The organism is Methanohalophilus sp. WG1-DM (genome assembly GCF_004104135.1).
In the GTDB taxonomy this organism is placed as follows: Archaea; Halobacteriota; Methanosarcinia; order Methanosarcinales; family Methanosarcinaceae; genus Methanohalophilus; species Methanohalophilus euhalobius.
Genome location: NZ_RRBA01000001.1, coordinates 277,398 through 301,033, shown reverse-complemented (window position 1 = coordinate 301,033; position 23,636 = coordinate 277,398). Strand labels below are relative to the sequence as shown.

Annotated in this window: 15 protein-coding genes; 8 read left to right on the top strand and 7 right to left on the bottom strand. The window is 41.6% G+C overall.

The window, feature by feature from the left end:
• Nucleotides 1-12: 12 nt before the first annotated feature.
• The 4 genes from CI957_RS01510 to mtaA form a co-directional block, all read right to left on the bottom strand.
• Complete coding sequence (locus CI957_RS01510) at nt 13-3,138, bottom strand: PAS domain S-box protein (protein WP_128754083.1); 3,126 nt, start codon at nt 3,136-3,138, stop codon at nt 13-15.
• A 195-nt stretch (nt 3,139-3,333) separates the two neighbouring features.
• Nucleotides 3,334-4,407 carry a GTP-binding protein gene (locus CI957_RS01505; protein ID WP_128754082.1) on the bottom strand — a complete coding sequence of 358 codons (1,074 nt, stop codon included), beginning with the start codon at nt 4,405-4,407 and terminating at the stop codon, nt 3,334-3,336.
• 19 nt (nt 4,408-4,426) lie between these two features.
• Nucleotides 4,427-6,064 (bottom strand): methylamine methyltransferase corrinoid protein reductive activase, encoded by a 1,638-nt coding sequence (locus CI957_RS01500; protein WP_096711375.1) that lies wholly within the window; start codon nt 6,062-6,064, stop codon nt 4,427-4,429.
• A gap of 51 nt (nt 6,065-6,115) precedes the next feature.
• Nucleotides 6,116-7,135, bottom strand: a complete 1,020-nt coding sequence (gene mtaA, locus CI957_RS01495; RefSeq protein ID WP_128754081.1) for a methylcobamide:CoM methyltransferase MtaA — start codon at nt 7,133-7,135, stop codon at nt 6,116-6,118.
• A 494-nt stretch (nt 7,136-7,629) separates the two neighbouring features.
• Between mtaA and CI957_RS01490 the strand changes: the two genes are divergently transcribed.
• The 8 genes from CI957_RS01490 (at nt 7,630) to CI957_RS01455 (ending at nt 18,031) form a co-directional block, all read left to right on the top strand.
• Nucleotides 7,630-9,069: a sulfatase-like hydrolase/transferase gene (locus CI957_RS01490; RefSeq protein WP_128754080.1), complete on the top strand. Its 1,440-nt coding sequence runs from the start codon at nt 7,630-7,632 to the stop codon at nt 9,067-9,069.
• An 84-nt stretch (nt 9,070-9,153) separates the two neighbouring features.
• Nucleotides 9,154-9,990, top strand: coding sequence for a prephenate dehydratase (gene pheA / locus CI957_RS01485; protein WP_096711378.1), 837 nt, complete (start codon nt 9,154-9,156; stop codon nt 9,988-9,990).
• Between the two features lie 6 nt (nt 9,991-9,996).
• Nucleotides 9,997-10,893 carry a hypothetical protein gene (locus CI957_RS01480; protein WP_128754079.1) on the top strand — a complete coding sequence of 299 codons (897 nt, stop codon included), beginning with the start codon at nt 9,997-9,999 and terminating at the stop codon, nt 10,891-10,893.
• An 18-nt stretch (nt 10,894-10,911) separates the two neighbouring features.
• Complete coding sequence (locus CI957_RS01475) at nt 10,912-11,880, top strand: MoxR family ATPase (RefSeq protein WP_096711380.1); 969 nt, start codon at nt 10,912-10,914, stop codon at nt 11,878-11,880.
• Between the two features lie 31 nt (nt 11,881-11,911).
• Nucleotides 11,912-12,796: a DUF58 domain-containing protein gene (locus tag CI957_RS01470; RefSeq protein WP_096711381.1), complete on the top strand. Its 885-nt coding sequence runs from the start codon at nt 11,912-11,914 to the stop codon at nt 12,794-12,796.
• Nucleotides 12,790-14,670 (top strand): BatA and WFA domain-containing protein, encoded by a 1,881-nt coding sequence (locus CI957_RS01465; RefSeq protein ID WP_241645774.1) that lies wholly within the window; start codon nt 12,790-12,792, stop codon nt 14,668-14,670. Before CI957_RS01470 ends, CI957_RS01465 begins: the two co-directional genes overlap by 7 nt.
• A complete protein-coding gene (locus CI957_RS01460) occupies nt 14,670-17,102 on the top strand; it encodes a VWA domain-containing protein (protein ID WP_128754078.1) in 2,433 nt (810 codons plus the stop codon). The genes CI957_RS01465 and CI957_RS01460 overlap by 1 nt, the downstream gene beginning before the upstream one ends.
• 605 nt (nt 17,103-17,707) lie before the next feature.
• Nucleotides 17,708-18,031: a multidrug efflux SMR transporter gene (locus CI957_RS01455; protein WP_128754077.1), complete on the top strand. Its 324-nt coding sequence runs from the start codon at nt 17,708-17,710 to the stop codon at nt 18,029-18,031.
• A 16-nt stretch (nt 18,032-18,047) separates the two neighbouring features.
• Here the strand turns inward: CI957_RS01455 and CI957_RS01450 are convergent, their stop codons facing one another.
• From CI957_RS01450 to carA, 3 genes are read right to left on the bottom strand one after another with little or no spacing between them, the layout of a single operon-like run.
• Complete coding sequence (locus CI957_RS01450; RefSeq protein WP_128754076.1) at nt 18,048-19,232, bottom strand: argininosuccinate synthase; 1,185 nt, start codon at nt 19,230-19,232, stop codon at nt 18,048-18,050.
• A 49-nt stretch (nt 19,233-19,281) separates the two neighbouring features.
• A complete protein-coding gene (gene carB / locus CI957_RS01445) occupies nt 19,282-22,518 on the bottom strand; it encodes a carbamoyl-phosphate synthase large subunit (protein ID WP_128754111.1) in 3,237 nt (1,078 codons plus the stop codon).
• Nucleotides 22,518-23,612, bottom strand: a complete 1,095-nt coding sequence (carA, locus tag CI957_RS01440) for a glutamine-hydrolyzing carbamoyl-phosphate synthase small subunit (protein WP_241645772.1) — start codon at nt 23,610-23,612, stop codon at nt 22,518-22,520. Before carA ends, carB begins: the two co-directional genes overlap by 1 nt.
• Nucleotides 23,613-23,636 lie beyond the last annotated feature (24 nt).

Sequence of the window (23,636 nt, the reverse complement as noted above, 5' to 3'; positions counted from 1 at the left end):
ATGAATCTATCGTCATTCAACAATTCGATTGACAACGACGACCACATCACTACCGTTCCATTCCCCTTTTTGCATTGTAGTATCGACATTTATTAGATTATTATTTTTGTCCATCAATGTGAACAATTTTTTCTGTTTGTTGCCATTGAGTGCTTCGTTAAAGGCTTTTGCAGCATCAAGTACCTGAGTATGAGAATGAATTTTTACAAAATTCATACCTGTTATTTCCTGTTTGGAATATTTCAGGGTTTTTGCAACATTAAGATTGGAATAAAGGATGCAGCCTTCTGAATCCACCACAAAAATCAGCTCAGGTATTGTGTCAAAGAGCACCTGTAAATCATACTGCCCTTTCTGAATACCTGCCTCTTTTTCAATCCTGTCAAGCACAGAACCTATCTGGTTTGCCACAGTTTCAAGCGAGTTACGTATAGAATATGGAATCTCATAATTTTCATGGGATGCCAAAAACAGTACTGCAGATAAATTATCATTGGTTATTACAGGTATAATGGCTGTTGCCAGGAGGCTATCCTTGCTCTTGTTGGATTTAGAGAAGGGATATATCTCAGAATAAAGTTTATACACGGGATACTGTACTGACAGGAATCTTCCTCTAAGTGAATCTTTTTCAATTGTAGAATGTTTTTCAACAAAATCATCGGAAATATTACGATGGGCTACAATATTAAGGTCTTTACTGGATTTGTCAACAATATAGAGGACACCTGCATCCACACCTTCAATATGAAGGGCCAGCTCGAGTAACTGATCAAACATTTCTTGCAGATCACCGGTGGGTGTCAGGAAATTCCCAATATCGGTATCAATATCTAAAAAACGATTTACTCTTTTTCTTTCAGTGATATCAAGGATTATACCCTGGTAGTGGCTTATATTATTATTTTCGTACTGGATGGAACCTCGTTCTTCAACCCAGCGCACGTCTCCCTTTTTTGTGATTATACGGTATTCAATATTGTAATCCGTCAGTCCTTCATCTGAATATTTTGCAAGTTTCTGATGGACATAATCGAGATCAGAAGGATGTATTATATCTCCATACTGTAATTTTCCGGAAGTAAATTCCTCGGGCCTGTAACCAAAATTTTCAATGTTCTCAGATACAAACTCCACCGGCCAATCTTCTTCCGGGACCCAAAAGAAAACTATTGCAGGACTGGTACGAATTACAGATTGAAGTACTTTCAGGACTTTAAATGTTTCAAGAAGTTTATTCTCTTTTTCTTTTTGTTGTGTAATGTCACTTATAAATGCCATTACTGCGGGTTTGCCTTCATGGTCGATTACAGATGTGCTTATGATTGCAGGTATATTCTTGCCTTTTTTTGTAACAAGTTCAATTTCATCCCTGGAATGAGACATTTCCTTTTGCTGTATATAGACTTTTTTTGTCACCATACGGCGATATTCTTCAGCAACGTAATTCCTAAAATCTGTATTAAGTATTGAATCACAATCATTGCCCACGAATTCACAAAACTTCGAATTTGCAAATTTAAGTTTACCATCCTGAATTACTACTATCGCATCATTGCCGTTTTCCACAATGGAAGAATATTTGATTTCAGAGTCACGTAATGATTTCTCGGCCATTTTCTGTTTGATTGTAGTCCATATATCCTGTACAAAAAGTTCTAATTGATTTATTTCCATTTCCTTGAAGGCTATATTCCTGCTAAAACCTGCAACAATTACAAGCTGTTCATTTTCAAAAAGAGGTATTTCAATGGTTTTTCCCGCATCCATAACATTGGACTTTCGATCTTTGAAATCAAGATTTTCAAATCTTCCAGATACAAATGATTCCAGATTTTCTGTATCAGGAGTATACAGTATTTTTTCAGGGTTGCTATCCTTTCCCATCCTGCAAAGGTAGCCGCAATCGCTGTCTGTAAGTTCAACTGTAAGTTCAAGGGCAAAACGAGCTATTTCATCGAAAGAAAAAACTTCCAGCCGATTTAATTTTACAAGGGCCTCAAGTCGGGATTTGTTCATTAGAAGAGTGGCTTCAGCACTTTTTTGCAGGGAAATGTCTTCAAAGATACCTATTCCACCCTGTAAAACTCCATCCAGAAGCAAGGAATTGCATGTAATTTTTATAGATTTGGATGAACATTGAGTGTTAACCTCGTATTCTCCCCTGTAAGAAAGAGCGTTTCCGGAAAGCACCTTTTTTATCTGGCCAGACACATCCTTATCGGGAATATAATCAAAAATTTCAGGTTCTTTCTTTTCATCAATAATAGTCTTAAATATAGAATTGAAGGCTTCATTAGAGTTGCTTATTCTGCCTTTCCTGTCAAAATAAACAATCCCAATAGGTGTCTTTTCAAATATTGACCTGTATTTCTTTTCAGCCTCTTTGAGATGTTCTTCTGCTTCCTTTTTAGCCGAAATATCCCGAAATACGACCATTAATGCAGGCCGATTGCCATACTCAACGAGGGAGGATGAAAGTTCGAAAGGAGTGACTTTACCTGATGTTGACAGTAATTCGACCTCATATGTCATTTCCCTGTATGTTTTTTTTTCAATATCTTTGGTATATTTTTTGTACAACATTCGCCGATATTGAATCGGAAAATAATCCAAAAAATGTGTGCCTTTTATTTCATCCCACTTTTTACCAACAATTTTTCCGAATTTGCGGTTTGCAAACTGGATTTTCTCATCTTGAATTATGATTATTCCTTCAGAAATACCCGATGCGAAAATGGAGAGCAAGTTTTTATATTTTTCAGATTCGTTTTCAGAAAAGGGATGTTTTTCTAGTGTGAGCATAAATGCAGGTGTATCAGACGAATCAGGATTCAAGTAATGAGCTGTGAATTTGTAGGCTTCACCTGCGCTATCTTCAATGGAATGAATCGTTGGTTTATTTTGTGAGGGGATATTTTTGAGGGACTGGACAATTTCTTTTTTGGTAAAGGGCCATATTCCAATATCAAAAACTGATTTTCCATAAGGGTTTTCTGGAATTCCTAAATAACTGCTGATTTTGGAATTTGCATATATTATATTGTATTTTCTATCAAGTAAAAGAATACCAGTGTCCAGAAAATCTAATGCGGGCTCCAGATTAATTTGCCCTTCTTTTAAAGTAGGTTTTTCCATAATGTTCCTGCTAATATATTGACAATTAATACTATATAATGCAAATTAATCTCATGTTTATAAGGGTATTGCGTAACTAATATATGTATCCTCTTTCAATGGTAACGATGCTCACACCTAAGACTCGCTTCCTTCACTCCAATCGATGATTCGTGTTCATAAGGTGTGAGCGTATCTTTTAGCAACAGTTACATCTTACACACCTTCTGAGTGGTTGTGATTGTCGTGGTTGTGCTGATGGACAGCAGTTTTCACTATTTTAATACCATGATTTGTGAAAATTTCCTTGACAAAGAAATCCACAAGTTCCATTAATTCTGAACGAGAAACATTTGAAACGGCAGAGAGAATCTTTATGGATGGCTGATGAGAAAACGATTCAACCATTTCGGTTTGAGGTGATTCACAGGCACCTGTAACACTGGAACGGATCTTTACCATACCGGTTTGGAAAATGATTTTCAAGTGGCCAACGAATTCCGGATTCATCTTTACAATTTCTTCCTTTAGCCCATTCATCAAAATTGATGCAATTGAACGTGCTCTGGAAGTTTCAAGAAAACCATTATTTAATGTAAATTCAGATGCATAAGTGGCCATGTTAGAACACTGTATAGAATTCATCTTTCTCTCAGCATTTATTTTTCTCTCAGCAAGCCTTGGATAAACTACATCACCCAGTAAATGCTCAATAAACCCGGATAATTCACCATAATCTGCTTTTGCTGAAAAACGCAAAATTTCTGCTTCTGGATTCAATTGCTTTATTGATGACTCAACTACGGGTATGTATAGTTCTTCAATTAAATCGATCTTATTTATTGCGAGGATTTCAGCATCAATAATTTGCCTCTGGGAAAACTGTTTTGTTTCTTTCATCACCTGCTTGAACCTGCTTCCGTCGACCAGTGTGACCAGAGGAGCAAAATCCACATCATCCAGATTCATCAGCATAATTTCATCCCTGATTGTAGCAGGAAAAGCTATGCCTGTAGGCTCAATGATCAATATCTGTGGATCAAAGTCTTTTTTTATCTGTGATACTGTATATTTCAAATCTCGTTTTAGGGTACAACAAATACATCCATTTGTAAGTTCTATTGAGTCAAAACCGTAACTGGAAATAACATCACCATCAACTCCTATTTCCCCTATTTCATTTACTATTATAGCAGCTTTTTGGCCTTTTTCTCCAAGATATTTTCCAATGCGGAGAATTGTAGTGGTTTTCCCACTTCCTAAAAATCCTCCCACCACGAGTACTTTCATCCGTTAAACCTTCTCTAGATTATTGTTCCATTGATGATTCCTGCATCATAATATCCAGATTTTCCCATTTAAACAGATCATGGGGACAGGCATGGATGCATTTCTGGCAATGAGCACCATCGCATAAATCAGTACGTATCATTACTCTGTTGTCTTCGTCCTCCATTGTAAGGGCATCATTAGGACAGACCTTGACACACTTATGACAGGCTTCACAGCCTTCAATGATCATCGTAAGATAGGTTCCAACCTTGTCAAGAACGTGAAGACCTTCTTCCCCCAGTACAGGAATATCTTTCACTACACGCTTTTCAATAGCAGGGACCGATTTTACAGCATCTATTGTAGGTAGTTTCTTTTTCTTCAGGTATTTTTTGAGGACTTTGAAAGGCATGCCTTCTCCCCAATAGGAAAGTTCGAGAATATAGGCTTCCTTAAATGCATCATCCATAGCAAACATGACATGTGTTCCAACGATTTCCTCTGCAATTTTCTGTAATTCCCATAACCTGTCCTCTGATAGCAAAATTTCTCTGGCAACTATCAAGGATGTGTTCCCAATTTGGCTAATTTGGTCTACATCATAAGGGATCATACCAATATTGTGCGCCTTAATAGCATCCATATAGGTTCCTGCAGCACCTGACATATATGCAGTTTTTATATCCTCCATTGCTATTTTGGCAGCATTACAAAGAGTTATGTGACCTGCCCTGATAGCCCCAATCGCCCTGCCAGCTTCTACAAGATCATGTTCGTTAAACTTTATTCCATCCTGCAATTGGATGATGCTGTTTTTCAGGTTTATCTTTGGGAGTACTACAAGACCATTATTGATAGATTCATCAATTAAAGAAATTACACCTGTTCCTGTAATACCATATGCTTCTATGTCTCCCTTATCTATTACCGTACCATCATCGGGTTTTACGAGGTCACCCTGTACAGTATCCATATTATCATTAAGGACATAATTACGCAGTGCTTTATCTTCAAAGGACACGTCGGATATAGCATGAGGGCGGGCAATCGTACCATTTGAAATTTCCTGTCCTTCCAGGGCCGGTCCGGCTGCAGCTGAACCTGTATATATTACATTTCCTACTTTCAAAGCCATCTCTGCATTTGTTCCGTAATCCGTTGCAATTGAAATGTCTTCATTGTCCAGCATACCGGATTTAACAATAAGTGCAAGAGCATCAGCTCCCACTTCATGTTTGATTGCAGGAGGAATAACGACACTGCAATTATCGAGATTTTCAAGACCCGGGATAAAAATACTTTTTACAACAGCAGCTTTGCGTTCCTGTTCTTTTATGTTATATTTTGCTTTTTTTCTCTGTCCCGCATATGCAAGGTCATCAATTGGTATGCCCTGAAAAAGGGATAGCTGGATAGGATTTCCACAAATTGCGATTCTATCAGGAGATGAATGAATCCCAAGTTTTTCAAGAATATTCCGGAAAGCACCTATTACTAGTTCGTGGGCAAGATCCTGTCCATAATTCATGGCAAAATCCAAATGATCCATGACATTGGCTCCCGGAAGAGGGTTATTCATGGTAATCACGGTTTTATGGATCTCACCACTTTCAATATCTACTTTCTGAGCCCTGAAACCACTGGTTCCAAGATCAATAGCAACTCCCACTTTCATATAACCACCTCTTTTAGTTAAAAGGGATGTGATCAGGCATCCCTTATACAATCAGGAAAAGTATTCATCTCTTCCTTCAACCAGTGCCTTTACATTCTCAAGTGGGGAATTTGGAGCAATACCACAGCCAGGGGCAACTACAGATATCCCATCATCCAGGGCCTTTTTCACTTCCTCTTTTACCTTATCAGGAGTTCCGCTGAGTATTGTGAAAGGACTGGATACATTACCAACAAGTGTAGCGCGTCCTTCAACTGTTTTTTTGGCTCCCTTTACATCCTTTACCTTTTCCTCGATACTCAAGCCTTCAAATTTACAATCTGCCATCATATCAAGGATTGGTGTTACATTTCCACATACATGCAATATTTTTACACAATCAACAGCTTCTGCAAATTTTGCAAGACAGGGTTTTAGTGTATCATTGAATGTGGTTGGATTCATAAGGTCAGGAGAAGCCACCGGGTCTGCCACACATATCATATCTACTCCACTATCCAGAAGGATATTGGCATATTCGATACACGCGTCAGTGGCAAAATCAAGGATGGCGTTAAAGTCATCGGGCTTTTTGATAGACCATTTCATGAATTTCTTGACACTGGCAAGATCTGAGGCCAGGGTAACCGGTCCCTCCATTCCTGCTATAATCGGTACATCTTCACCTACACTATCCCTAACAATGCCTGCAGCTTCAACTACTGCCGGGACCCTGCCCAGTTCAGCCAGGTTATCAGGCATTTTGAGATCATCAATTCCTTTTTTGTAGGGATGTTCTGTTATTGAGGGTTGCCTGTTCTGGGTACCCATGTTTACTTCACAACCCATGGCTTCGGCAAGAACCGTCAGGCAAAATGGATATCTTACAGCTTCCAACCCGGCTTCAGTATGGGATGCCAATGCCAGCTTTGCCATTTTGGAAGCATCTGAATGAGCCTCGGGCCAGGATGCACCGGTCATTTCCATGAGTTCTACTGTTGCGGTCTGTGTAACAGAGGCAACCGGGGCTTTGTCTACAGACTCGCCCTTTAAAGCATTCGTTAATCTGGTTTTTTGGGTCATTTCTGACATACTTTCAACACTCCAATCTATGAGTAGGTGCCTTATCTAAGGCACCTTATGATCAATTAATTTTGCAATTTTATTATATATAAAGGTTTTTATCTCTTATATGTTACATATATAGGTTTTGCAAATATCAATTCATAGATGAAGAATTTATATTATCAATAAACATGTTTTTTGCTACTTATTTTTCAATACTATTGTCTGTATATTAGGTACTAATAGATAAAATGTAGTAAAAATACTTATATATTATAGTTAAAATCAACGTCTTATAAACTAATATATAAAAATAATTGTAATTACAAATCGACATCATGTAATTGATAAATATAAAATGCTTATTGGTACCGATTATTTATCAAACGAAATATTAAAGTTCAATCTCTTTCAAAGAAGAGGAATATCTTTATATATCAGTAAACTCGAAAGCAACAATCAACATAAAAATAAAACATCATAGCATAAAATACTAATATGAAACAATATTTTTGTTCTTGATGATATATTCCAGAAGGCAAATCTGGCAGGTTGGGAAAATACTTCTCCTCCTATTATTTTTATGCATAACAATAAATCCGGCCGGATGTGCAACATTTATTGAAGCAGGAGATACAAATAATCCTGATGGTGTAGTGGTACTGATAGTTGATGGTCTTGGCAACGGATACATAAATCCTGAGTTGGATGTAAAAGCAATCGATGGTTCCATTCTCAAAAAACCCGTTTTGTCAAATCTTCCAAAAATATATAATCAGGCTGCGATTTTCGATTCTGTTTATGTCCCTAAACTGAAAGGTAATAGCGGACACAATGTTATCATGACAGGTAACAGGGATGCAGATGACACAATGGTAGGTTATGATAATGCCAGTATTTATGACGTTGTAAAGAAACATGGATACCTGACAGTTGGGGTACTGGAGAGAGGGGACTCCGAAGAAGTAGTTGCAGAAAATGACCTTGTTCTCCATGACACAACCAATTCCATAAATGAACCTGTAATGCAGATTTCGACATCCGAAAATAAGGATATAGATCATCCCCTTCCACTTCTTACAACAGAGTTTGAGACACACGCGTCCCGGGCACTATCCAGAATGGAAAGTACGCCTTCAGGCACAATCCAGAGATATTATACCTACAATAAATTGGCCCTGGATGCTGCAATGGATTCTATCAATATCCTTGAAAAGGAAGGCAGGGATAGAAAATACTTCATAACCGTCAATATTGCCGCACTTGACACAGCTGGACTCTACAGGGGCTATGAAGGTTATAGCCAGTGTATTGAAAACCTTGATTCCCTGATCGTGCCCCTTTATGAAACATGTCAGGAAAACAATCTGGCACTGGTTATCACGTCTGACCATGGTATGGCTTTTCCTGATGCTGAATCAAGAGGTGGGGCAAAATCAGAGAAATATGCCTCTGCAAATGAGGTTCGCAATGTGCCATTGATAATTTTGTCCCCCAACATTAAACAACAACGAATTCAGGAAACGATTGGCCAGGAAGATGTAGCACCAATTCTGTTGAGTACGCTTGGCATTGCGGATAGGCCTGCTTTTTGCGAGGGAAAGGAAAAAAACCTGAAAGAATATGCAGTGCTAAAAGTCGTGTCACCGGGAATTACCAGCATGAAACTTAGCAGTAGTGGTAAAGAAGTTTGTTCTGGAAGCAATGATTCCATGTACTACATAACCGGTCTGGAGAAAAATAAACAATACACCCTGGAAACAGTAATTGATAGCAGTGGTGAGACGTACAAGGATACACTATCTATCGAGAACGATAGGGTAATTGAAATAAAGGAAAAAGATGAAAATCAGGACTCTACTACTTCTCCGGAAAACAACATGCACCTTGTGGGAGGGATTTTGATAGGAGTTATTAATCTCACAGGTCTGACAATGATTTTCAGGATAATGCGCAATTGATAGGTTTTTAAGGGATTTGGAGACATCTATCTATATGCTAGTTTATCACAAATTATTTTAAATATCAGTACTCTATAAAAGTCAATGAAAATCGGCATTTTGGGGCCTGAAAGTTCATATTCCGAAAAAGCTGCAAATATATGGAAAGCACATCTTGGAACTAATCCGGATATTTCATATCTGAAGGATATTTCAGAAGTATTTGAGACCCTTCAGGATAATTCCATAGACTATGGTGTTGTCCCAATAGAAAATTCTATAGAGGGATCTGTCGGTGTTACTCTTGACCTGCTGCTGGAGCATGAATTTTCAATCATTGGGGAAGTTGTGGTTCATATCCATCACTGCCTGCTTTCAAAGGGGAAGAAAGAGGATATAAGAATAATTCTGTCCCATCCTCAGGCACTGGCACAATGTCGCCATTTCATCCGGAAGAATTATACGGATGTGGAAATAAGGACTACAGGTAGTACTTCACATGCTGCCAAACTTGCAACGGAGTTTTCGGAAATGGCTGCCATTGCTTCCAGAAAAGCGTCTGAAAGTTTCGGGCTTGACATTCTTGCAGAAGATATACAGGATTGGAAACCTGATCTCACCCGGTTTGTAGTAATTGCCAGAAAACAAGACAAGCGAATTCAAACCTGTACACATGACTGTAAAACTTCAATTATTGTCTATCTTGACAGGGACCACCCGGGTGCCCTCTATGAGATGCTGGGGGAACTTGCTACAAGAGGGATCAACCTGACAAGGATTGAATCACGCCCTTCCAAAATGTCCCTGGGAGATTATGTGTTCTACATCGATATGAACGGAAGTACAAAAGATCCCAATGTAAAAGAAGCACTTGATAGCTTGAATCAAAACGTTTATATGTTAAAGAATCTGGGTTCCTACCAGAGTTACATGGAAGAGTGAAATTCAATGACCGGGGCAGAGGATCTTGAACAATTCATTCATCGGCAGGAAAATGCTGTTCGCAAATACCGGCGGTTGTTTAAACTGGCAGAATTTGTCATCCTGACCCTTGCCATTTATACTGTCCTGCTTTTGATAAATATGGAAAACGCATTTGGACTGGTAAGAGCACTGGAATTATATGCCGATAAAAGTTATGATGTTGCTTCATTGACAATTTCATTTTCAACTATTGCACTTCTTCTTATTTCAATTGGAATTTCCCTAATAATAACTTTGCTGCTCTATAGAAGAGAAAAAAACACTTCAGTTATCTTACTGGCAGAAGAGAAATATCCGATCCTGAAAGAAAGGCTCAGGACAGCCTACGATAACCGCAATCTGAACAATGTTATAATCAATGATTTGATTTATTCAGTACTGGAAGGTACAAAGGAAATTCATTCATCTGCTTTTCTTGACAGGAAAAAACTCAAGGTCGTATTTATCCTTTTGATTTTCACTATCTCGGCCCTGGGTATAGTTATATATTCGGATTTTCGCACAGACATAACTCCCGAAGGAATGAAAGAAGTAATCGACAACATCCCCGGGATTCCCGGTAATGATAATACCCCTGAAGATTATTTCCCTTCTGATGGAGAAGGAGATGAGGCGGGAAAGGAAAATATTACAGGTGAACCTGTGGTAGTCGTGGTGGAAGGTGAAGAAGTGGACCTGAGTATTCCACCAGGATCGGAATCCGGCTTTACACCTACCGGACAGGAAGATGAAAACCAACCGAAATTCAAACCCTCTTCTTCATACGAAGTCGGACAGATGACTGCTCCGGCTTATCGTGAAGAATTTCCGGAAGGGTATGAGCCAATCATAAAATCATATTTTGAAGAATTAACCAGATAATGTAGCAGGAGTAATTATATGGACAAAAGTTCTCAATCAGGTGAAACGGATATCTACCGTAATACCAGTGATATTTTTACCAATCTTTTCAATGAGATTTCAAAGGTAATTGTAGGACAGAAAGAAACAGTGGAACAGATTATTGTGTCTATCCTGTGTAATGGGCATACACTTGTGGAAAGTAATCCAGGTCTGGGAAAAACCCTTACAATATCCACAATTGCAAAGGTTATGGATCTGACATTCAGTAGAATCCAGTGTACTCCGGATCTGATGCCTGCAGATATTACAGGTACTCATATTATAGAGGAAAGCGGCGGGCACAAGGAATTTAAATTCGAAGCCGGACCTGTTTTTGCCAATATCGTGCTTGCGGACGAAGTAAACAGGGCATCCCCTAAAACCCAGTCAGCTCTGCTTGAAGCAATGCAGGAAAAACAGGTGACTGTTGGGAATGATACATTTATCCTGGACAAACCCTTCCTTCTTCTGGCAACCCAGAATCCCATAGAAATGGAAGGTACATTCCCTCTACCCGAAGCCCAGCTGGACAGGTTCTTGCTCAAGATCCTGCTGGATTACCCCTCTTTTGATGAGGAAAAGGAAATCGTGCGCCGTTACACCATGGTGGACATACCTGAAGTAAACCGGGTTCTCAAGAAAAGTTCGGTGCTGGAACTGCAACGCCTGACCCGGGAAGTACCGATTGCTGAGGACATAAAGGCCTATGCTATCAAAGTCGTCATGACAACACGTAATTGGAAAGAACACCTCGAATACGGTGCTTCCCCACGTGCCTCTATAGGATTGATACTTGCAGCCAAGGGCCGCGCACTTATTCACGGGCGTAATTATGTAAGCAAGGAAGATGTGGATACAATGGCTTATCCAATACTCAGGCATCGTATAATGCTGACATTCGAATCCGAGCGCAGAGGTATTACTCCGGACAAAGTTATTGATGAGATCATCAAAAGAACTGAATGAACTTTCCCAAAAATAACAAAGGGCCTCTTCAATGACTGAAAAAAGACATAGCATTGATGTTAGTTTCCTGAAGGAACTTGACAGGTTTTCCTTTATGGTACGCAAGCGCGTATCCAGTGTGTACGCCGGTAGCCGTCGCTCAATTCACAGCGGAAAGGGACTGGATACCAGAGGATACAGGGAGTATCACTGGGGTGATGAACCAAGGACTATTGACTGGAATGCCTATGCACGTACCGAAAAACTCTATGTAAGGGAATTTGAGGAAAGTAAATCCCTGACAAACCATATCCTGCTGGATGCAAGTAACAGCATGGAATATTCATCAGACGGGCCTACCAAATTCGAATATGGGGCGATGCTTGCTATCGGGTTTGCTTATCTTGTAACAAAAGATAATGACAAATTCGCAATTTCCACATTTGCCACCAATGTTAGCTTCAGTCAGCCAAAACGTGGCAGGAAATACCTGCTCAGAGCTATCGACAGGCTGGCAGAAGCAGAAACCGGTGGCGAGACCTCCATAGAGGAATGCGTGAAACAGTATGAAAAAGCGATACGTTCGCGTTCCCTTGCAATAATAATTTCTGACTTTCTGGATGATCCAAAATCCATTGAATCCGCTATATACAGGCTTTCAATCCATGAACTTATTGTAATACAGGTAATGGATAAAACTGAAAAGGACCTACAAATTGATGGTCTGGCAAAATTGACTGATATGGAAAGTGGTGAAGAATTGCAAACCTATGTCAGCAAGAATTTCCAGAAGAATTATCAGGAATTGCTCAATGAGCATGTCTACAGGATACAGCAAGCCTGTGATCATGTAGGTGCGGATTTTTACCAGTTTTCAAACGATAAACCAATCTTTGAGGCTTTCCTTGAAACACTGAGCAGCAGGAGGCGATGGTAATACCCTTTGATAATACAATGGCCCTTGCCGCTCTTGCAAGTGTGATCCCCTTAATAATAATTTATCTTCTCAGGCCCAAACCTGTCCAGCTCAGTATACCTTCCCTGATGTTCTTAATGCAGGTGGAAAAGCAGAAAAAACGTTTTTCATCGATCAGGAAATTTCTGAAGGACCCACTGTTTCTTATCCAGTTACTTGTACTCATACTGCTTTCCACAGCTGCAGCAGCGCCATTTTACACTTCACAGGAAGAGCTGAGTGATGAACATACTGTAATTGTCATTGACGCCTCCGCAAGTATGCAGGCAGGCAATCGGTTTGATGATGCAACACGCCTGGCTGAAGGATATCTCAGCAAGAAGAACAGTATAATACTGGCTAAAAGCAGTCCGGAAATTGTTGTTGAGAACACTGATTCATCGCAAGCATCCGATGCGCTTGAAAATATCGAGCCCAGCGACACGATAGCTGATATTTCTGGGGCAATGTCCGAAGGTATGAGACTGCTTTCGCAGAGAGGCGGTACAATGGTTGTGCTGTCCGATTTTGCCAGCTGGGAGGGAGAAGATCCGGTATCTACAAAACAGCTTGCCCAATCCTATGGGATTGACACTGCTTTTGTTGATGTAGGCTCAGTAGTGGGTAATGTGGGAATCATAGATGGTTGGATAGGCATCGAAGATGGTAATTACGTGTATACCTGTGTTGTCAAGAATTATAATGACTTTACCGAAAGGGTTGATGTAGAAATTGAAAACCCGGCTGGTTCAGTAAAGCGCTCTCTTAATGTGGGACCCTCGGATACAGCCCAGTTTCGTGTGAATCCCCTTTCTTCGGGGGTTACATCAATATCAATCGCAGATGAGGATAATTTGCCTGCAGACAATAATGCATATGTTGTAATTCCAACCCAATCGGATACGAAAACTTTGTTTGTTTCGGATGAAGGGAAGTTACCATCAAAAATTGCTCTTTCTACACTGGCGTTTGTGGATATTTCTACGGCCGAGGGAATTCCTTCTTTCACCGATGATTACCGGATAATGGTCATCGGGCTGAAAAACCGCTCCCTTGCATCCAACGAGGTAGAAAGGCTTGACAGTTTCCTGAACAATGGCGGCCGGGTAGTGGTTATAGCCAGCCAGATGCTTGCAGGCGGCAATGCCACAGACCAGTTCCAGAGCATGCTCCCGGTTATACCCGGTGATGTGGCTGAAACACAGAATATCCTGGGTATCGATCTGGAAGTTGTCCAGTCCTCAAGTCTTACCGATGATGTCAAATTCAACGAGATTGCCATGTATAAATATCTCAATGCCACACCGCGCAATGATGCAACCGTTCTGGTTGCAACCGAGCAGGGAGACCCTTTACTTGCCCACTGGTCTGTGGGAGACGGGACACTGGTATATTTCGGCTTCAATGATGAATTGGGTGAGCCGTGGAACAATTTCCACAACCTGCCTGAATACCCGGTGCTCTGGGCACGGCTTACAGCCTGGCTCGGTGGCAGTGGGGATATAAGTGATTATAACCTGGAAACCGGAGATGTCACATCCCTTGCCCGGGAAATGACAGTACAGACACCTACCGGTACAATAACCACCCAGAAGGTATTGTTCGAACAGGTCGGGACATATAATATCGGAGGACGCACCGTGGCGGTCAACCTGTACAGTGACCGTGAATCGGATACTACCAGGCAAGGATCGGAGGTAATGGAACGTGTTTCAGACCAGAACAGGGACAGTCCAGATATCGTCCGCCAGGATAGTTATGAGGCAAAGAACTATCTGGACAATTACCTGATTATACTGGCTATCCTACTGGCAATACTTGAAATCCTGATTATACGCAACCGGGGTGAACTGTGATGCTTTCCTTTGAACAACCCATTATACTTGCATTAATATTACCCGTGCTGGCAGGTGCCCTATACCTTATGCTTAAGGGCGGTAACAAAAAACTGCTCATTTCCAGGGCAATTGTTCTGTCCCTGTTGATAGTGGCCCTTGCTTCCCCCTTTACTCTGGTAAGCCAGGTAACAGAACAGGAAAACCCGCAGCTTGTGATAATCTCGGATGAAACCGATAGTATGCAGCTCTTCGAGGAAGGTGTGGCCGATGAACTCTATGAAAGCCTTACCACCAAAACCCCGACCACCCTTGTCAGGCTGACAGGTGACAAAACCGCTCTGGGAGATGCCATCGTGCAGTATGCCAGCAGTGATAACCAGGTCGTGCTGGTGACTGATGGGAACAATAATTACGGCAAGGACCTTGAAGAAGGACTGGATTTTGCACAAAATATAGGATCCACTGTATATGCAGTTACACCGGAAATTGAATCAAACGATCTCAGTATTCAGGTAAAAGGTGACAAAACCGCAGTAAAAGGGAATGAATACCGGTTTGAAATAATTGTATCCCAGGCTAAAGAAGTACCTGTGGAATATACATTCAACGCCTATGCGGATGATGAATTGATACGCAGTGGCACCTTCACACAGAGCAGCAGACAACGCAGCTATCAAATCCCTTATAGATTCAATGAGCTCGGTGCACATGAGATCAAAATTGAGCTGAGCACACAGGCGGATGAGGCCGATAATATTAATAATAATTTCCTTAAATCGGTCTACGTGGTACCAAAACCCAAAATACAGTACATAACTGATGAACCGGACTCTCCACTATCCAATATCCTGTACAACCTTTATGATACCTCTACCAACTCCAACATTTCTAATCTGGATTCACAAAAAGCTGTGGTAATCGATAATATACCCGCCAATAGAATCTCCGAATCAGATGTATCAATTCTGAAACAATATGTATCCAATGGAGGAGGCGTTGTTGTCACCGGAGGAGAGCGATCTTACGAATATGGTGATTACCTGAATTCTTCAATTGAGGATATCTTACCGGTAACTTCCACACCGACACAATGGAAAGGAGGAAGGGATATTGTCCTTGTACTTGATATTTCTCCTAGTACTGAAAAACACGGCACTCTTCCAGAAATACTGGGTAATGCGATATACCTGGTCCAGAAGGAGGAACTAAGAGGGGCCTATATGGGAGTTATCGCTTTTGGTAAGGAGGGACATGATGTTTCTGGTGGACTGAAGTATCTTGGTACGGCAGGCAACCGGGAATTTCTGGAAGAAGAAATACGCCAATTGCGACCAAGTACCACAAGTGAAACATCGCTCCATCAGGGTCTTGAAGTTGCACAGGAATGGCTTAATACAGAAACCGGGACATTGGATCTGGTGGTAATTTCTGACGGGGGTATAGAAGATTCCTATGAAGAAAGCCTAAACATGGCCAAAGACCTGAAGAAAGATAATGTGAACTTCTATTTTGTTCATATTCGGTCTTCAGCTCCCTCCCAGCAAGATGAGTCAGGTAATGTGTATGCTGAAAAACTTGTTGAAAACGTAGAAGGTACAACCAATAATTACTTCAAATTGGATGCCGGGCAACGGGCCAATATAATCTCAGATGAATCCATTGAACCACCATTAGATGAAAATGAATCCACTTCATCTTACCAGCTTTTCGAATTCAATCCTTCACATTTCATAACCCGGAATTCAAATGTGAAAGCAAATATAACCGGCTACAATGATGTCACTCCAAAACCCGGAGCTAACAGGCTTGTCGTTGCTTCGAATGGGAAACCTGTTGTAACTACATGGAGATACGGACTTGGAAGAGTTGCTTCGATCACCACAGATAATGGCAAGGATGGAGGCTGGAGTTCACAGATGTATTCCGGTAACAACTCACAGCTGATATCAGCAACCGTAAATTGGGCCATAGCCAACCCACAACCTGAAGAAGGCGCGGTTGTGGAGGCGCCGGATACATGGTTCGGGCTACCTGCCACAATCACCCTTACAATGTATGATGAGAAAGTTCCGGAACTTACATACAGGGGTGATGAACTGGAATTGGCTTTTGTTGGGAAAAACACCTATGAAGCCCAGATATTCCCAAAAACAATAGGGATGCATTATGTGAGTGGTTATCCAATTGCTGTGAATTATGCCATTGAGTACAGGGATGTTGGCCTCAATGAAGACTTGCCTTCCCTAATTATCGGAAATGGTGGTAAGGTCTACAGCCAAAAGGAAGCCAGAGCAAATCTCCTCACAGATGCCCGGCAGAACTCTCTTCAGAGCCGTATGGAGCCTGAAAGCTGGAAGATGTATTTCATCCTGGCTGCCCTGTTGCTTTTCCTGGGAGAAGTGATGCTTCGTCGCAGTATGGAAATAATCGAATCCAGAAAGCAAGAATGAGATTAAGCCTTAATATGGCTTTAAAATTTTTAATGTATTACAAATATCAGGAGCAGTTAGCAGATTTTAATCCGGTGGTGTTATATCTGTCCATGACAATGTAAGAATTGTCCGGGATTTGTGCAGCATTGTTCCGGGCTGGATCAGCCAAGTTGGGGGACTACGGCTGATACATGGAGTGGGGGATTAATATGAGAACATGGTTGGGCATCCATGTTCTCAATCTACTTTTGGTTTGCTAACGAACTAATTATGAACTTTTTTCAATCCAACTTCTTAAAAATACATAACATTTAAGTATTACAGACATGTTGCTGTATATACAATATCAAAATTGTCTGTAAGCTATTTTGAATAAGTATTTCCTACGGTGAATTTAATATCTCTTTGTAATTTTCAATGGGACTATAATATTATATTGATATCTAAAAATCAAGAGAGGTTATGTTATATACAAAAACATCCTATTAGATTATGTGGTGATTGGGAGAAATATTCTCTCGACATAACCTGACGGGGTGGGACCCGAGCGGGTTTATAATCGGTGGGGTACGATAATGGAGGCATAGGAAAGAATATATAAGGTATAACTCCAAAATAGAATTATGAGTTATATCTATCTGATCGGAGCCATAATTTTTGAAGTGTTTGGCACCACCTGCATGAAATTATCTGATGGTTTTTCAAATATACTACCCTCTGTTGGAATATTCCTATTTTATGGAATCAGCTTTACCTCGTTAACGATTGCATTGAAAGAAATCGATGTTAGTATAGCTTATGCAATCTGGGCAGGTATGGGAATAGTATTGATTACATCAATTGGTATATTCTGGTTCAAAGAGCCCGCCACTGCAGTAAAAATGATATCAATCGTTTTCGTAATAATTGGGGTAGTCGGTCTTAATTTAAGTAATGGAGGACATTAAACCCTCCATAAAAAAGTTATTTTTTAGCTACAAATTTGCGATACAGGCGTGCCTGGAAACCGTGGTATTTTGAAAAACCTTCAGCATCCTGCTGATCTATGACCTTGCTGTCAAAGGATACAAGGTCCTCTGAATACAAACCATTGGGTGAAGTCCTGGCCATAATGTAGACATTGCCTTTGTACAACTTCACAGTTACAGTGCCCGTAACACGCTGCTGTGTGGAATCAATGAAGGCGTTCAGGTCTTCATAGAGAGGTTCATCCACAAGACCCAGGTAGGCAAGTTCTGACCACTCAGCATCCACCATAGCCTTGAATTTGAGTTCAGAGCGGGTAAGCACAAGTTTTTCCAGATCCCTGTGTGCAGTCAGTAAAACTGTTGCTGCAGGGTGCTCATAATTCTCCCTGGCTTTCAATCCCAGCACACGATCCTCTATCATATCGGTCCTTCCGACACCATGGGACCCGGCGATTTTGTTCATCTTTTCGATAAGAGTTACTCCATCCATTGTCTTACCATCAAGGGACACAGGAACTCCGTTCTCAAAACCGATTTCTATGGTCTGTGCATCCGGGGCCTGCGCCGGGTCCACTGTCCAGTTGTAGATCTCTTCCGGCGGGATATAACCCGGATCTTCCAGTTTGCCACCCTCTATACTGCGGCTCCAGATATTCTCATCGATACTCCAGGGTTTGGAAGATGTTACAGAAACAGGAATACCATGTTGTTTTGCATACTCTATCTCCCATTCACGTGTCAGGTTCATGTCACGCATCGGAGCCACTACTTCCATATCCGTAAGACGGAATACTGCCTCAAATCTCAACTGGTCATTACCTTTACCGGTACATCCATGGGCAAGCATTGAAGCTCCTTCCTTTTCTGCGATTTCCACGACCTTTTTAGCAATAAGGGGACGTGCAATGGATGTTCCCATTACATATCCTTCATAATCCCCGTTTGCCTTTATGAGAGGGAAAATATAATCATTTACAAATTCTTCCCTGACATCAAGGGTAAAATGCAGATCACTTATATTCTGGGCTTTTTCAGTAGCCTCCTCAACATCTTCCCGCGGCTGGCCTACATCCACCGCTACGGTTATTACTTCATCACAATCGTACTTTTCTTTAAGTAAAGGAACACATATTGATGTGTCCAGACCACCTGAATAAGCCAGTACTGCCTTTTTGACCATTATTAATACCTCAATCTAAAATAAAAAAGAAATAAAATCAGCCGTAAACTTAATTGTTCCGGCGGATCTCTTCATGATATTCGTTAATTGATTTAATCGTGCTGCTGCCCTCAGCCATTGCTTTAATGGCTTCAACTGAAGCACGCGCAGCCTGTATGGTTGTAATGTACGGAACCTTGAAATCCACTGCTGCCCTGCGTATATGGTAACCATCTTTCCTGGATTGGCGGGATGTCGGGGTATTTATGATAAAGGCAACATCGCCTCTCCTGAGCATATCAATGACATTGGGACTGCCTTCATGCACCTTCATGACTGCCTCCATACTGATACCTCTATCGGAAAGATAACGTGCAGTACCTTTTGTACCCATGAGTTCAAGTCCCATTTCCTGCAACCTGCGGGCAATTTCTACAATCGCCTCCTTATCTCGCTCCCTGATGGACAGGAATACTTTTCCATTCAGGGGAAGGAGATTATCAGCACTTAGCTGGGCCTTGAAAAATGCTCTTCCAAAGTCATAATCAATACCCATCACTTCACCGGTACTTTTCATTTCAGGGCCAAGCACAGGATCTGCACCGGGTAATTTGTCAAACGGAAGGAGGACTTCCTTGACAGAATAATGCTTCAGGGAAGGTTCCCTGTCCTGCAGGTAACCAAGATCCTTAAGACTGTGGCCGATGATAACCTGTGCAGCGATCTTTGCCAGAGGAAGCCCGGAAGCTTTTGATACAAAGGGAATCGTACGGCTGGACCTTGGATTTGCCTCCAAGACATAAACCTCGCCATCTTTTGTTGCCATCTGGATGTTTATAAGACCCTTGACCTCAAGCGCCATAGCAATCTTTCTGGTATAATCCCGAACCGTTTCAAGAATGTTCTCAGAGAGATCATAAGGAGGAATCACACAGGCAGAATCACCGGAATGTACTCCTGCTTCTTCGATGTGTTCCATGATAGCACCGATCAGGACATCATTGCCGTCACTCACAGCGTCCACATCGATTTCCACCGCACCCTCAAGGAAATCATCAATAAGGATGGGATGTTCGGGTGATACCCTGACAGCTTCTTTCATATAACGCTCCAGATCTGTGGAATCATAAACAATCTCCATTGCCCTTCCCCCAAGTACATAGGAGGGACGGACAAGGACCGGATAACCAATATCATTTGCAACCTTAAGGGCTTCTTTTTCGGATGTTGCATAACCTGCATCCGGCTGATTGATTTTCATTTTTGCAAGACGCTGGTTGAATTTTTCCCTGTCTTCTGCCACATCCATATTTTCAGGGGAAGTTCCCATTATCTTCGTCTTCAGGTCTGTGCGCCTGGCAAGTTCCTTCTGCAGGGGGATTGCAAGGTTAACCGAAGTCTGGCCTCCGAATTGTACGAGCACCCCATCCGGATTTTCCCTTTCAATGACATTCATTACATCTTCAAGGGTCAGAGGTTCGAAGAACAACTTATCCGAAGTATCATAGTCAGTAGAAACCGTTTCAGGATTGTTATTGATGATATGGGCTTCTATATCTTCTTCACGTATGGCCTGGACTGCATGCACCGTACAGTAATCAAACTCAATTCCCTGCCCGATACGTATGGGACCGGCACCCAGAATCAGGATCTTTTTTTTGTCTGTGGGCTTACATTCACACATCGTTTCATAACATGAATAATAATAAGGAGTTGCTGCAGCAAATTCTGCTGCACATGTATCCACCATCTTGTAAGTGGAAGTGATGGCCCCGTCCCTGCGTATATCATTTATTTCTTCCCGGGTCTTTGAACAACATTTGGCTATTCTGCTGTCAGTAAATCCCATTCTCTTGGCTTTTATAAGGAGATCAATGTCTGTTTCTCCATTTTTGAAAAGTTGTTCTGCAACCTGTGACTCCATATCTGCAATGTTGGCCATTTTTTGCAGGAAGAAACGGTCGATGCCCGTATATTCAGAGATTTGTTCAATGGAGTAACCTTTCTTCAGGGCTTCATAGATAACAAAAAGACGCTCACTTGTCGGCGTTTTGAGTAATGTGACAATCTCCGGATCATCCCTGCCCTTAAACTCAAAATCCATATCGTTGTCCAGGGAACGGATGGCCTTTAGCATGGACTCTTCAATCGTCCTTCCGATGGCCATAACTTCACCAGTACTCTTCATTGCTGTGGTAAGAGTCTTGTCTGCAGTTACGAACTTGTCAAAAGGCCATCTGGGTATCTTTGTAACCACATAGTCAATGGTTGGCTCAAAAGATGCAGGGGTTTTCTTTGTGACATCATTGAGGATTTCATCAAGTGTCATTCCCACAACAATCTTGGCGGTTACGCGGGCAATCGGATAACCGGTCGCCTTGGAGGCAAGAGCCGAGGAACGGGACACACGGGGATTGACCTCCACAACACGATATTCGCCGTCCTTTGTTGCAAACTGGATATTACATCCACCCTCAATACCCAATTCCCGAATTATCTTGATAGCTGCGGTCCTGAGCATCTGGTGCTCTTCATCATTAAGTGTCTGGGAAGGGGTAACTACTATTGATTCACCTGTATGGACACCCATGGGGTCAATGTTTTCCATATTACAGATAACAATGCAGGTATCATTGGAATCACGCATTACTTCATACTCAAATTCTTTCCAGCCCAGGACACTTTCCTCCACGAGTACCTGATTAATGCGGCTCAGCCGGATTCCCCTATCCACGACCTGCAATAGTTCTTCCTTTGTATGGGCAATTCCCCCGCCTGCACCTCCCAGGGTATAGGCCGGGCGGACAATAATGGGAAGACCAAGTTCCTCTATCACTTCTTCTGCTTCCTGCAAAGAGGAAATAGCCTTGCTGCGGGGAACTTTTTCCCCGATGTTTTCCATGGTCTGCTTGAAAAGTTCCCGGTCCTCGGTATTTGTGATTGCATCAAGAGGCGTACCCAGCATCTCTACGCCGTATTTTTCAAGAATACCCAGCTCTGCAAGTTCACTTGTAACATTAAGACCCGTCTGTCCACCCAATCCGGCAATTATACCGTCAGGCCGCTCTTTTTCAATGATTTCACCGATTAGTGGGGCTTCCAGGGGTTCAATGTAAACAGAATCCGCCATTTCAGGATCTGTCATAATAGTTGCCGGATTGGAATTTACAAGTACGACTTCAAATCCTTCTTCCCGCAGGGAGCGGCAGGCCTGACTTCCCGAGAAGTCAAATTCTGCAGCCTGTCCTATCATAATTGGACCGGAACCTATGAGCATTATCTTTTTTATGTCAGTCCTTATTGGCATCATTTATCGCCCCCTGCCATTTTGTAAATTTTGTCAAAGAATTGTTTTTCAGTATCCATTGGTCCAGGATGCGCATCCGGATGATATTGTACACTCAGGATATCAAGGTCCCGGTGTGCCACACCTTCAATCGTGTTGTCATTGGTATTGAGCTCGGTAGTGTAGAGATCGGTTGCCTCAAGAGAATCATTATCAACGGCAAATCCATGGTTCTGGGAAGTAATATGTACAATTGATCTTGAAAGGTCCTTTACCGGCTGGTTGGCCCCCCGGTGCCCGAATTTGAGTTTGTATGTATCTGCTCCCATAGCCCTTGAAATAACCTGATGACCCAGACATATACCTGCAATGGGTAATTCCGATGCAAAATAGTTCACAGCCTTTGTGGCTTCTATCGCATTCTGTGGATCTCCCGGACCATTGGAAAGGAAAAGAAGATCAGGTTCATAATCACTTATTGCTGAAGCAGGTGTTGATGCAGGGACTACTGTTACATCCATGCCTCTTGCAAGCAGGCTATCTATAATATGGGCTTTCATACCCAGATCAATAAGTACAATATGTTTTTTATCAGATGTATCAATCTTGCTTTTTACATTATATGCTTCATTACATGTTACTTTGGAAATTAAGTCAATATCTGATATTTTGGGTTGCTCCCTTGCAAGCTGCACGGCTGCTTCGCCGTCATCACTTCCATTAATAAGGGCAGCTCTCATTGTACCATGCTCCCTGTTATTTAGGGTGAGCATCCGGGTGTCAACCCCGGCAATACCCGGTTTTCCCTCATCTTCCATGAGTCTGTAAATGGTGCGTTTTGAACTGTGATGAAAAGGGTCAGGACATGCTTCCCTGACTACAAGGCCTTCGGCCTTTACACCATCTGATTCAAAACATTCATCGCTGACACCATAATTACCAATAAGGGGATAAGTGAACATAAGGATCTGACCCTTATAGGAAGGATCACTTAGTGCCTCCTCGTAACCGGTATATTGAGTAGTAAAAACGAGTTCTCCGCAAACTGTACCTTCGGCACCAAAACCGGTGCCTGTGACAATTGTCCCATCTTCCAAACCAATTACTGCACTCATCATCGGAACCTGCCTATAAATGTA